The sequence below is a fragment of the Streptomyces sp. NPDC003943 genome, assembly GCF_053605265.1.
This window is the reverse complement of sequence record NZ_JBSGIW010000082.1, coordinates 1-12,487: the sequence shown is the minus strand read 5'-3', so window position 1 is coordinate 12,487 and position 12,487 is coordinate 1. Positions and strand designations below refer to the sequence as shown.

Here is a 12,487-nt window from a genome sequence, read left to right as displayed (position 1 = left end):
GCTGTCCCTGCAGAGCCCGCCGCCCCCCCCGCTCCCTGCAAATCCCGCCGCCCCGCATTCCGCGCGGACCACGCTCACCCCGCAGTCTCCGCAGACCCCGCCGCCCCCGCGGCCCGTCGCCGCTCGTTGAACTCGGCCACGTTCGCCTGGTGTTCGGCGTAGTCGGCGGTGAAGCGGGTGTCGCTGTGCCGGACGGTCACGAAGTAGAGCCAGTCGCCCTTCGCGGGGGCGACGGCCGCCGCCATGGCCTGGTCGCCCGGATTCCCGATGGGTGACGGCGGCAGGCCCCGGCGCTCGTAGGTGTTGTACGGGCTGTCGATGCGGGTGTCCTGGTGGCTGGTGTCGACGGTGTCGCGGCCGAGGGCGTAGTTGATGGTGGAGTCCATCTGGAGCGGCATGCCCTGGGCGAGCCGGTTGTAGACGACGCGCGCGACCTTGCCCATGTCCTCGGCGGTGTCCGCCTCGGCCTGGACGATACTGGCGACGATCACCGCTTCGTGGACGCTGATCCCGTGCTGCCGGGCGCCTTCCGCGACCCGGGCCGTGCCGAAGCGCTTCCCCGCCGTCTCGACCATGTAGCGCAGCAGACCCTCGGCCGTGGTGCCCTTGCCCACCGGATAGGTGGCGGGGAAGAGATAGCCCTCGGGGTTGCCGCCCGCGGCGGCCGGGAGGGCGAGGCCGGTGGCGGGTGCCTGGGCGGCGTTGCGGGCGGTGCCGGCCGGCAGGCCGAGGGTGCGGTCGACGGCCGCGTACACCTCCCCGCCCCGCCAGCCCTCGGGGATCACCAGGGTGCGCTGCCTCCCTGGCGCGGGTCGGTCCGACGGTCCGCCGAGCAGCAGCAGGGGCACGGCGATCGCGGCGGCGAGACCGAGGACGGTCCCCACGAGGACGACGAGCCTGCCGCGCCGGGTGAGCCGGGGACGGCGGCGACCGGGTGCGGGCTGCCAGGTCCGGTACGTCATGGTTTGCACGCTAACCCGGCCGTGCGCCGATTCCGGGGAGCCCGCACGCGGCGCGCGTACCGGACGGCGCACACGCGGCAGCGCCGCCGGTCCCCGGGGACGGGGGGCCGACGGCGCTGCCTTCCTGCTGTGCCTCGTGCGTCAGATCAGCCAGCCCAGGAAGTGGACGACGCCGGCGAGCAGGTTGGTGATGACGTTCATGGTGGAGCTTCTCCTCGTGCAGAGCTTTCTGTGGGACTGCGCAGTCGCGGTCTGCAGCCCGTCGCTTGCGCACCGTAATCATCAGCCGTCACACGGGGATGGGGCAACGAAATCCGAGACGATCACACGTTCTGGGGAACAACCGCTCCCACGTTCGTGCGTTCGTCACGGCGCACCAGGGCCGCGTACCGCCCGTCGAGGGCCAGCAGCTCCTCGTGCGTGCCGCGCTCGGCGATGCGGCCCTCCTCCAGGACGACGATCTGGTCGGCATCGCGGACGGTGGAGAGCCGGTGGGCGATGGTGATGGTGGTGCGGCCGGCGGAGAGCGCGTCGATGGCCTGCTGGACGGCGTGTTCGGTCCGGGTGTCGAGGGCGCTCGTCGCCTCGTCGAGGATCAGCACGGGTGGGTCGCGCAGGATGGTGCGGGCGATCGCCAGGCGCTGCTTCTCGCCGCCCGAGAAGCGGTAGCCGCGCTCGCCGACGAGGGTGTCGTAGCCGTCGGGGAGCGAGGCGATGTGGTCGTGGATCTGGGCGGCGCGGGCGGCGGCCTCGATCTCGGCGTCGGTGGCGTCGGGCTTGGCGAAGCGCAGGTTGTCGGCGACGGAGGCGTGGAAGAGGTAGGTCTCCTGCGAGACCACGCCGACGGCCCGGGCCAGGGTGTCGAAGTCGAGGTCGCGCACGTCGACCCCGTCGAGGGTGACCCGGCCTTCGGTGACGTCGTAGAGCCGGGGCACCAGGTAGCTCAGGGTGGACTTGCCGGAGCCGGTGGGACCGACGACGGCGAGGCTGCCGCCGGCCGGGACCGTGACGTCGACGCCGTCGAGGGTGGGGCGGCCCTCGCCCTCGGGGTCGTAGCGGAAGCCGACCTTCTCGAAGGCGACCTCGCCGGAGACCTTCGGGAGGCGGACGGGTTCGGCGGGCTCGGTGATGTCGACGGGCAGGTCGAGGTACTCGAAGATGCGCTGGAAGAGGGCGAGCGAGGTCTGGATCTGCACGCCGGTCGACAGCAGGCTGACGGTGGGCCGGAAGAGGCCCTGCTGGAGCGAGACGAAGGCGACGAGCGTGCCGAGGGAGATCGCGGGGCCGCCGATGTCGTGGGAGAGGCCGGCCGCCCAGTAGAGCAGCGCGGGCATGGCGGCCATGACGATGCCGATGACGGACATCCGCCAGCGGCCGGCCATGGAGGAGCGCACTTCGAGGTCGACCAGGCGCTCGGACTCCTCGGCGAAGGACCTGGTCAGGGAGTCGGCACGACCCATCGTCCGGCCGAGCAGGATGCCGCTGACGGAGAGGGACTCGGTGACGGTCGCCGCCATGGCGGCCATCTGCTTCTGCCGCCGGGTGGTGATCCGCTTGCGCTCGCGGCCGACCCGGCGGCTGATCCAGGCGAAGACCGGCAGCAGGAGCAGCGAGACGAGGGTGAGCCGCCAGTCGAGGGCGAGCATGGCGACGACGGTCGCGATCACGGCGGTGACGTTGGAGACCAGGGAGGTGGCGGTCGAGGTGACCGTCGCCTGCATGCCGCCGATGTCGTTCGCGATCCGGGACTGGACCTCGCCCGTGCGGGTGCGCGTGAAGAAGGCCAGCGGCATCCGCTGGAGCTGGGCGTAGACGGCGGTGCGCAGGTCGTGCATGACGCGCTGGCCGACGGTCGTGGAGATCAGGGTCTGGAGCACGCCGAAGACGCCGGAGATCACGGCGGTCGCGATCATGCCGAGCGCGAGCAGGCTGAGCAGCCCGGTGCGGCCCTGCGGGATCGCGGTGTCCAGGATCTCGCGGAGCAGGAACGGCGAGGCGATCGAGACCAGCGACGACGCGGCCACGAGCAGGCCGACGAGGGCGAGCCGACTGCGGTAGGGCCGGAACAGCCGCAGGATGCGCCGCAGCTGGGCGGGCTCCTCGGGGCGGCGGGAATCACGGGCGGGTGGCGTCCAGGTGGACTCGTCGTGCGGATGCATGGGCTCCTACGAGGGTTCGGCAATGCTTCCATGGGAGCATAGCTCATTGTTACCTATGCTCACAATGAACCTTGTCCTGATAAAATTCCGTCATGAGCAACCCCGCCCCGGACGCATCCGGCGCCACCGACCCCGACGGTCTCCTCGCCGAGCAGCTGCTGCGCCTCACCCGCCGGCTGCACCGCCTCCACAAGCGGTATCTGGAGCCGGTCGGCATCACCCCGGCGCAGTTCCGTCTGCTCCGCACGGTCGCGCACTACGAGGAACCGCCCCGGATGGCCGATCTCGCCGCCCGGCTCGAGGTGGTCCCGCGCGCCGTCACCAGCCTCGTCGACGGCCTGGAGGCGGCCGGCCGGGTGCGCCGGGTGCCCGATCCCACGAACCGCCGGGTGGTGCGGATCGAGCTCACCGACGCCGGCCGCGACACGCTGAGGGAGCTGCGCAGCGCGCGCCGCGGTGCCGCAGAGGACATCCTTGCCCCACTGACCGTCGAACAGCGCAAGGTGCTCGGAGGTCTGCTGTCCGCCCTGGTCGACCAGGGGCCGGAGCGCGGCTGCTGAGACCGGAGCGGCCGTTACCGGGGCACGCCGCGCACTGGAGGGGAGCCCTGGCCATGCCCGTACTGGAACCGAATCCGCGGGCCCTGCGTGCCGGTACGAAGCGACGGGCGGCGCCCGACCGGGTGCCCGACCTCCAGGCCCGGGGCACGCCCAAGCACCTGCGGGAGGAGCTGGTCGCGCTCCTCGGAGCGGAGAAGGTGCTGGGGAGGATCTCCGACCTGGTGCGGTACGCCTCCGACGCCAGCCCCTACCGATTCGTGCCGCAGGTCGTGGTGGTCGCCGAGGACGTCGACGACGTGTCCGCGATCCTCTCGTACGCGCACGGCAAGGGCCGCGAGGTGGTGTTCCGGGCCGCCGGGACGAGCCTCAACGGGCAGGCACAGGGCGAGGACATCCTGGTGGACGTGCGCCGCCACTGGGCGGGCGTCGAGGTCCTGGACGGCGGCGCGCGGGCCCGGATCCGGCCGGGCACGACGGTGTTCCGGGCGAACGCGGCCCTCGCCCCGCACGGCCGGGTGCTCGGCCCCGATCCGGCGAGCGCCATCGCCTGCACGCTCGGGGGCGTGGTCGCCAACAACGCCTCCGGCATGACCGCCGGCACCACCCGCAACTCCTACCGGACCCTCGCCTCGCTGACCTTCGTGCTGCCGAGCGGCACCATCGTCGACACCGCCGACCCGGCCGCCGACGAGGAGCTGGCGCGGGCCGAGCCGCGGCTGTGCGCGGGGCTCATGGACCTCAAGGCGGAGATCGAGGCGGACCCGGAGCTGACGGCCCGGATCCGCGCCAAGTACGCGATCAAGAACACCAACGGCTACCGGCTCGACTCCTTCCTCGACGGCGCCACCCCCGTCGAGATCCTGCGCGGACTGATGGTGGGCTCGGAGGGCACCTTCGGCTTCCTCTCCGAGCTGGTCTTCGACACCCTCCCGCTGGACCGCGAGGTCGCCACGGCCCTCCTCTTCTTCCCGTCGCTGCCCGCCGCCGCGGCCGCCGTGCCCCGCTTCAACGACGCGGGCGCGCTCGCCGTCGAGCTGATGGACGGCAACACGCTGCGGGCCTCGGTGAGCGTGGCCGGGGTGCCCGCCGACTGGGCGGAGCTGCCCAGGGAGACGGCCGCGCTGCTCGTGGAGTTCCGGGCGCCGGACGAGACCGCACTCGCGGCGTACGAGGAGGCCGCCGCCCGGGTCCTGGCGGAGCTGGAGCTGGTGGCGCCGGTCGCGTCCGTCGACAACGCCTTCACGCGGGACGCGAGGACGATCGGCGGGTACTGGAAGGCCCGCAAGGCGTTCGTGACAGCCGTCGGCGGCTCGCGCCCCTCCGGTACGACCCTGATCACCGAGGACTTCGCGGTGCCGCCGGCGCGGCTCGCCGAAGCCTGCGCGGAGCTGCTCGAACTGCAGGCCCGGCACGGCTTCGACGCCGCCGTCGCCGGTCACGCGGCGCACGGCAACCTGCACTTCCTGCTCGCCTTCGACGCCGGCGACCCGGCGGACGTGGAGCGGTACGCGGCCTTCATGGACGAGTTCTGCAAGCTGACCGTGGAGCGCTTCGACGGCTCGCTGAAGGCCGAGCACGCCACCGGCCGCAACATCGCGCCCTTCCTGGAGCTGGAGTGGGGCCCCAAGGCGACCGAGCTGATGTGGCGGACGAAGGAGGTCATCGACCCGGACGGCGTCCTCGCGCCCCGGATCGTGCTGGACCGCGACCCGCAGGCGCATCTGCGCGGCCTGAAGACCATCCCCACCGTGGAGCCGGTCGCCGACCCGTGCATCGAGTGCGGCTTCTGCGAACCCACCTGCCCCAGCCGCGACCTGACGACCACTCCGCGCCAACGGATCGTGCTGCGGCGGGAGATGATGCGGCAGGCCGACGGATCGCCGGTCGAGACCGGCCTGTTGGCGTCGTACGGCTACGACGCCGTCGACACCTGCGCCGTTGACTCCACGTGCATGCTTGAGTGCCCGGTCGGCATCGACACCGGGGCCCTCATGAGGCGCTTCCGGCACGAACGGCACTCGCCGCGCGAGGAGCAGATCGCCGCGCTCGCCGCCGAGCACTTCCGGACCGTGGAGGCGTCCGCGCGGCTCGCGGTGGCGGCCGGCCGGCGGATCGGCGACCGGCTCCTGGAGTCTGCGACCGGTCTCGCCCGCAGGACCGTGCGGCCCGATCTCGTACCGGAATGGCTGCCCGAGATCCCCGGCGCGGCGGCCCGCCGGCTCCCCCGCACCCACCGTCCGGCCGCCGTCGCCGTCTACTACCCGGCCTGCGTGAACCGGATCTTCGGCAGTCCCGAAGGGCACGAGCGGCAAGAGGGGCAAGAGGGCCACGGGAGCCACGAGGGGCACAGGGGGCCGTCGCTGCCGGAGGCGGTGGTGGCGCTGTCGGCCCGCGCCGGGCGGCCGGTGTGGATCCCGGACGACGTGGCCGGCACGTGCTGCGCGACGATCTGGCACTCCAAGGGGTACGAGCGCGGCACCGAGGTGATGGCGAACCGGATCGTGGAGGCGGCCTGGGGCTGGACGGCCGGGGGCCGGCTGCCCCTGGTCGTGGACGCGTCCTCGTGCACGCTCGGTGTCGCGCGCGAGGTGGTCCCGTATCTCACCGACGAGAACCGGGAGTTGCACGCCGAGCTGACGGTCGTCGATTCGCTGGTGTGGGCCGCGGACGAGCTGTTGCCGCGGCTCGACGTGCGCCGCCGGGTCGGCTCGGCCGTCGTCCACCCCACCTGTTCCATGCGGCATTTGGGTGACACGGCGGAGCTGACGCGGCTCGCCGAGGCGTGCGCGGAGGAGGTCGTCGTGCCGGCCGACGCCGGCTGCTGCGCCTTCGCGGGCGACCGGGGCATGCTGCACCCGGAGCTGACGGCCGCGGCCACGGCGCGCGAGGCGGCGGAGGTCACCGCGCGTCCCTTCGACGCGCATCTGTCGGCCAACCGGATGTGCGAGATCGGCATGGACCGGGCCACCGGCCGCACGTACCGGTCGGCGCTCCTGGAACTGGAGCGCGCCACCCGGCCGTGACGGCGTGACGGACATCGCGTCCGACCCGCCCGTGACGTCGTGGTCGGATGTCCGTGAAGCCGTGGCGGATGCCCGTGACGGGCGTGGCGGACGTCCGGGCCCGCCGGTCGTGACGGGCCCGGACCGGGGGACGGGTCAGCAGCGCCGCGAGTCCTCGACCAGGGTGCCCTGGGCGGTCCTCAGCGTCCGGTCGTAGCAGCCCTCGGAGCCGTACAGCCGGTAGCGCTCCTCGCTGGTGCCGACGGCGTGCCGCTGCTCGCGCGGGACGCCGAGGTTGAAGGCGGCGTCGCCGGTGTACGTGTCGTCGAGCCGTGACCAGGACAGGCGCTTGCCGCCGCGCACGACGGTGATGTCGGCGCGGTCGCCGACGGTGAGGACGGTCCGCAGCCGGTTCGCGGCGTCCACGCTGATCTCGCCGTCCATGGTGTACGTGCGGTGGGTGCGGGTCGCGGTCCGGCCGACGGTCACGGTCTGGTCGTCGCTCCAGCGGGCGGCGAGCGCGTCCGGGTTCTCGTCCGCGCCCCAGCGGTGGGTGGAGCGGTGGTCGACGGTGCGGGTGACGGTGGTGTCGACGCGGCCGTGCGAGGTGTCGAGATGGCCGGCGACGGTGAGGGTGTGTCCGCCGGTGGTCTCCAGGACGTCGGGTGAACCGGCCGAACCGGGCGTGTAGGCGGGAGAGTTGCGCAGGGTTCCGGCCTCGTGGCGGTCCAGGGCGCCGGTGACGACGGCGCGGCCCTCGTCCTGCCAGAGCAGCACGTTGGCGGGGATGCTCCAGCCGCTCTGTCCGGCCGGGACGCCGGCGACGGAGACCTCGACGCGGTGTGCCCGGCCGTCGTTGAGGACGGCGGCGAAGGGCGTCAGGTCGTAGACGACGGGCTGCACGTCGAAGGCGCGCGGCGCGGGGGTCACGTACCAGAGGAAGGGGTTGGACCAGCCGCCGGTCCACACGTGCGGGAACGGGGCGGCGATGCCGGCGAGTTGCCCGTCGACGCTGATCTGCACCTCGCGGTACGGGCCTTCGCTCGCCTTGCAGGAGTACGGGGCGGCGTCGGGGACGGTGAGGTACCAGAACTCCTCGCAGCCGCCGCCGGAGCCGGTGGCGTAGACCTCGGCGAGGATCCGCTCGGTGTTGCGCGGGGTGGTGAGGCTGCCGCCGGTGAGCGGCAGCACCCGGTCGGGGGTGGCGGCGGGCTTCGCCTTGCCGTGGGCGGTGTAGAAGGTGAGGGTGACGCGGACGTCGAGGACGCCGGTGTAGGTGTCGTTGACGACGTTGCCAATGAGCATCTCGACGGACTGCGGGCGGCTGAAGGTGTCCCGGTAGCGGGTGACGTCCTTCTCCACGGACCAGGCGATGCCCTCGGGAGAGGGCTCGGGGGTGGAGGTGCGGAGGATCTCGACGCCGCCGACGGTGAGGTAGCCCAGCCGGTCGTACTGACGGCCCTTCACCTTGCCGTCGAGGCGGAGCACGACCTTGTTCCAGCGGGTACCGCACTCCTTGGGCGGGGTGTAGGTCCCCTGGTAGGGGGTGAAGTCGCGGAACTGGGTCTCGGCGAGGGTCACTTGGCAGCTGCGCGTGCCGGGCGTGTCGATCGGCGGCGCCGCGGTGACCGGGTCGTGCCAGTCGGTGGTGAACTCGGCCGGCGGGGTGACGGGGGACTCGTCCGCACCGGCGGTGGCGGGGGCGGCGAGCAGCAGTCCGGCGGCCAGGGTGAGGCCGCCGATCATGCTCATGATCTTCCGTTGTCTCATGGGTCGTGAGTGAAGCGCGGGCCGGGTGAGGCGGTCCAGAGGGCGTGGGCCCGCCTTGGCCTGATCTGCTCGGAGTTGCCAGAAAGTCGATTGCCGGAGGGTCGCCCACGGCGCAAGCCTTGGAGGGTTCGGTGGCCCGTCGGGCCCATCCGACCCCGATCCGCCGGACAGGCCCGAAAGGCCGCCGTCGAAACCCTTGGGGCGCCATGCAGATCAAAGACCTTCCGTACGCCGATCCAGGGGTGCCGGACGTCCGCTCCGGACCGCGCTTCCTGCTCTGGCTCGGCCGGAACCAGCTCGGCGGGCAGCTGAAGTGCCTGCTGTGGGGCCTGCTCCTGCAGCTGGGCATCGCGGGGCTGCCGCTGGGCGTCGGGCTCGCCGTGCAGGCGGTCGTGGACCGCGACGGCGGGCGGCTCGCGCTCGGCGCGGGGCTGCTCGTCGGGCTCGGCGGGGCGATCGCGACCGGCGACGCCATGGTGCACCGGGTGAGCGTGACCAACTGGATCACGGCCGCCGCCCGCGTCCAGCAGCTGCTCTCCCGCAAGACGGCCGAGCTGGGGGCCGTCCTGACCCGCAGGGTCGCGGCGGGCGAGGTCGTGGCGGTGTCCACGAGCGACGTCGAGAAGATCGGCTGGTTCGTCGAGGCGGCCTCCCGCTTCGCGTCCGCCGCCCTCACCCTCGTCATCGTCTGCGTCGGACTGCTCGTCTACCAGCCCGACCTCGGCCTGGTGGTCGCCCTCGGCGTCCCCGTCCTCGCGCTCGCCGCGCTGCCGCTGCTCCCCCGCGCCACGCGCCGGGCCGACGAGCAGCGCGAGAAGGCGGGCCGGGCCACCGAACTGGCCTCCGACACCGTCGCCGGACTGCGGGTGCTGCGCGGCATCGGCGGCGAGGAGCTGTTCCTCGGCCGCTACCGGGCCGCCTCCCAGGAAGTGCGCCGGGCCGCCGTGCGCAGCGCCCGGATGTGGGCGCTGATCGCGGCGGTCCAGGTGCTGCTGCCGGGTCTGCTGCTCGCGGCCGTGGTCGTGTACGGGGCGCGGCTCGCGCTCGACGGGCGGATCACGGTCGGCGAACTGGTCACCGTGTACGGCGCGGTGGCGCTCACCCACCATCCGCTGCGCAACTTCGAGGAGATCGCCATGGCGTACTCCTTCTCGCGGCCGTCCGCGAAGCGCGCGGCGCGGGTGCTCGCCCTGGCCCGCACGACCACCGGGCAGGCCGTGCGGACCGCCGGGGACGGGATCCGTCCGGGCGGGGACCTGTACGACCCGGTGACCGGGGTACGGGCGGCGGCCGGCCGGTTCACCGCGGTGGTGTGCGGCGACCCGGACGCGGCCGGGCGGCTCGCCGACCGGCTCGGCGGCCATCCGGCGGAGCCGGGCGAGGACCACTCCTCCGTGCTGCTCGGCGGGGTGGCCCTGGACGGGCTCGCGCTCGGCACCGCCCGCGGCGCCGTCCTCGTCCAGGACAAGGACCCGGTGCTGCTCTCCGGCACCCTCCGGGAGCTGCTCGACGTGCCGTCGTCCGGGCGGGTCGCGGCGGAGGAGGCGCTGGCCGCGGCGCAGTGCGGCGACGTGCTCGACGCGCTGGCGCAGGCGTCCGTGGACACCGGCGGCGACCCGATGCGCACCCGGATCACCGAGCGCGGCCGGTCGCTCTCCGGCGGCCAGCGGCAGCGGCTGGCCCTGGCCCGTTCCCTGGTCACCGACCCGGAGGTGCTCGTCCTGGACGAGCCGACCTCGGCGGTCGACTCGCACACCGAGGCCCGCGTCGCGGCCGGGATCAGGCGGCTGCGGGCCGGGCGGACGACGGTGGTGCTCGCCTCCTCGCCGCTGCTGCTCGACCTCGCCGACCGCGTCGTCCTGGTCGACGGCGGCACGGCGGTCGCCGTGGGCACCCACCGCGAACTCCTCGCGACCGAGCCCCGCTACCGGGCCGTCGTCACCCGCGAGACCGACGACGAGACCGCCGGCAAGGGCGTCGACGAACCGGACCTCGTCCTCGACACCGCGCTGAGCCGCCTCGGCGAGCTGGAAGGAGAAACGGCATGATCGGTGTCGCGCCGCCGGAGTACGACCCGGCGGCACCCCGGTCCGCGACCACCCTGCCCGTGGGCACGGCGGCGACGGTCCGGGCGTACGTACGGGATCTGCTGCGCCGTCACCGGGGCGCCTTCGCCGTCCTGGTCACGGTCAACGCGATCGCCGTCATCGCCTCGATGGTGGCGCCCTATCTCCTCGGCACGGTCGTCGAGAACCTGACGGCCGGCGCCCGGGATCTCCATCTTCCGCGCACGGGCGCGCTGTTCGCGATCGCCCTGCTGATCCAGACGGTGTTCGTGCGGCTGGTACGGCTGCGCGGGGCGATGCTCGGCGAGCGGATGCTGGCCGATCTGCGCGAGGACTTCCTGGTGCGCGCGGTGGCGCTGCCGCCGGGCGTCCTGGAGCGGGCCGGCACGGGCGATCTGCTGTCGCGGATCACCACCGACATCGACCGGCTGGCGGAGGCGATGCGCGAGGCCGTGCCGCAGCTCGTCATCGGCGTGGTGTGGGCGGCGCTGCTCGTCGGCGGCATCGCGGTCACCGCGCCGCCGCTCGCCCTCGCGCTGCTCGTCGCGGCGCCGCTGCTGGTCGTGGGCTGCCGCTGGTACTTCCGGCGGGCCCCGGCCGCGTACCGCTCGGAGGCGGCCGGTTACGCGGCGGTCGCCGCCGCCCTCGCGGAGACCGTGGACGCGGGCCGTACGGTCGAGGCGCACCGCCTCGGCACGCGCCGGGTCGCGCTGTCGGACCGGCGGATCGCCGAGTGGACCCGATGGGAGCGGTACACGCTCTGGCTCCGCTCGGTGCTCTTCCCGGTCGTCGACCTCACCCACACCCTGGTGCTCACCTCGGTGCTGCTCGTCGGCGGCGTCCTCGTCCTCCGGGGCCGGCTGGACATCGGGCAGCTGACCACGGGCGCGCTGCTCGCGCAGATGCTCGTCGACCCGATCGGGATCGTGCTGCGCTGGTACGACGAGCTGCAGATCGCCCAGGTGTCGATCGCCCGCCTGGTGGGCGTCCGGGAGATCGAACCGGCGGCCGGTGACCCGAAGACGCTGCCCGAGGGACGGGCGGTCCGGGCCGACGAGGTGCGCTTCGGCTACCGGGACGGCGTGGACGTGCTGCACCGGGTGTCGCTCGACGTCGCCCCGGGCACCCGGATCGCCCTGGTCGGCCCTTCGGGGGCCGGGAAGTCCACACTGGGCCGGCTGCTCGCCGGCATCTACGCCCCGCGCACCGGCTCGGTCACCCTCGGTGCGGCCGAACTGGCGCGGATGCCGGCCGAGCGGGTGCGCGAGCACGTGGCCCTGGTCAACCAGGAGCACCATGTCTTCGTCGGCTCGCTCCGCGACAACCTGCTGCTCGCGCGGGCGGGTGCCGGGGACGAGGAGCTGTGGGCGGCGCTCGCCGCGGTGTCCGCGGACGGCTGGGCCCGGGCCCTCGACGGCGGCCTGGACGCCGAGGTCGGCTCCGGCGGCCTGGCGCTCACCCCGGCCCGGGCCCAGCAGGTGGCGCTCGCCCGGCTCGTCCTCGCCGACCCGCACACCCTCGTCCTGGACGAGGCCACGTCCCTGCTCGACCCGCGCGCGGCCCGGCACCTGGAGCGCTCCCTCGCCCGGGTCCTGGACGGCCGCACGGTCGTCGCCATCGCGCACCGGCTGCACACGGCGCACGACGCCGACCTGATCGCGGTCGTCGAGGAGGGCCGGATCAGCGAGCTGGGCAGCCACGAGGAGCTGGTCGCGGCGGACGGGGCGTACGCGGCGCTGTGGCGGTCCTGGCACGGCTAGCCGTGCGTGCCGGTGCCGGTGCCGGTGCCGGTGCCCGGTGCTGGTGCTGCGAGCGCGCGGACCGGTATCGGGGCCCCGCTCGCGGCTCCCTGGAGCCGAGATCCCGGATCTGGGATCTCGGCTCCGGGACCTCGGATCTCGGATCTCGGATCTCGGATCTCGGATCTCGGATCTCGGATCTCGGATCTCGGATCCGAAAGAAGGGGCC

7 protein-coding genes are annotated in these 12,487 nt (G+C 73.6%); 4 read left to right on the top strand and 3 right to left on the bottom strand.

Translation table 11 applies throughout. The features are described from left to right. Positions 1-74: 74 nt before the first annotated feature. Together mltG and ACWEV0_RS27905 are read right to left on the bottom strand one after the other, a co-directional pair. Positions 75-962 carry an endolytic transglycosylase MltG gene (gene mltG, locus ACWEV0_RS27910; RefSeq protein WP_453152272.1) on the bottom strand — a complete coding sequence of 296 codons (888 nt, stop codon included), beginning with the start codon at positions 960-962 and terminating at the stop codon, positions 75-77. Positions 963-1,285: 323 nt separating this feature from the next. Further along, positions 1,286-3,121: an ABC transporter ATP-binding protein gene (locus ACWEV0_RS27905; protein ID WP_453152271.1), complete on the bottom strand. Its 1,836-nt coding sequence runs from the start codon at positions 3,119-3,121 to the stop codon at positions 1,286-1,288. Between the two features lie 92 nt (positions 3,122-3,213). On the opposite strand from ACWEV0_RS27905, the gene ACWEV0_RS27900 reads away from it, so the two are divergent. Together ACWEV0_RS27900 and ACWEV0_RS27895 are read left to right on the top strand one after the other, a co-directional pair. Next, positions 3,214-3,681: a MarR family winged helix-turn-helix transcriptional regulator gene (locus ACWEV0_RS27900; RefSeq protein WP_453152270.1), complete on the top strand. Its 468-nt coding sequence runs from the start codon at positions 3,214-3,216 to the stop codon at positions 3,679-3,681. A 53-nt stretch (positions 3,682-3,734) separates the two neighbouring features. Then, positions 3,735-6,704 carry an FAD-binding and (Fe-S)-binding domain-containing protein gene (locus ACWEV0_RS27895; protein WP_453152269.1) on the top strand — a complete coding sequence of 990 codons (2,970 nt, stop codon included), beginning with the start codon at positions 3,735-3,737 and terminating at the stop codon, positions 6,702-6,704. A 135-nt stretch (positions 6,705-6,839) separates the two neighbouring features. Here the strand turns inward: ACWEV0_RS27895 and ACWEV0_RS27890 are convergent, their stop codons facing one another. Continuing rightward, a complete protein-coding gene (locus tag ACWEV0_RS27890; RefSeq protein WP_453152268.1) occupies positions 6,840-8,453 on the bottom strand; it encodes a peptide-N4-asparagine amidase in 1,614 nt (537 codons plus the stop codon). A 206-nt stretch (positions 8,454-8,659) separates the two neighbouring features. On the opposite strand from ACWEV0_RS27890, the gene ACWEV0_RS27885 reads away from it, so the two are divergent. Continuing rightward, on the top strand, positions 8,660-10,501 hold the full coding sequence (locus ACWEV0_RS27885; RefSeq protein ID WP_453152267.1) for an ABC transporter transmembrane domain-containing protein: 1,842 nt from the start codon (positions 8,660-8,662) through the stop codon (positions 10,499-10,501). Then, on the top strand, positions 10,498-12,279 hold the full coding sequence (locus tag ACWEV0_RS27880; protein ID WP_453152266.1) for an ABC transporter ATP-binding protein: 1,782 nt from the start codon (positions 10,498-10,500) through the stop codon (positions 12,277-12,279). Before ACWEV0_RS27885 ends, ACWEV0_RS27880 begins: the two co-directional genes overlap by 4 nt. Positions 12,280-12,487: the final 208 nt, after the last annotated feature.

Bases quoted from the DNA above. Each gene is read 5' to 3' on its own strand.
- ACWEV0_RS27905 (WP_453152271.1), bottom strand. From the start codon at position 3,121: ATGCATCCGCACGACGAGTCCACCTGGACGCCACCCGCCCGTGATTCC.
- mltG (WP_453152272.1), bottom strand. From the start codon at position 962: ATGACGTACCGGACCTGGCAGCCCGCACCCGGTCGCCGCCGTCCCCGG.
- ACWEV0_RS27880 (WP_453152266.1), top strand. From the start codon at position 10,498: ATGATCGGTGTCGCGCCGCCGGAGTACGACCCGGCGGCACCCCGGTCC.
- ACWEV0_RS27890 (WP_453152268.1), bottom strand. From the start codon at position 8,453: ATGAGACAACGGAAGATCATGAGCATGATCGGCGGCCTCACCCTGGCC.
- ACWEV0_RS27885 (WP_453152267.1), top strand. From the start codon at position 8,660: ATGCAGATCAAAGACCTTCCGTACGCCGATCCAGGGGTGCCGGACGTC.
- ACWEV0_RS27895 (WP_453152269.1), top strand. From the start codon at position 3,735: ATGCCCGTACTGGAACCGAATCCGCGGGCCCTGCGTGCCGGTACGAAG.
- ACWEV0_RS27900 (WP_453152270.1), top strand. From the start codon at position 3,214: ATGAGCAACCCCGCCCCGGACGCATCCGGCGCCACCGACCCCGACGGT.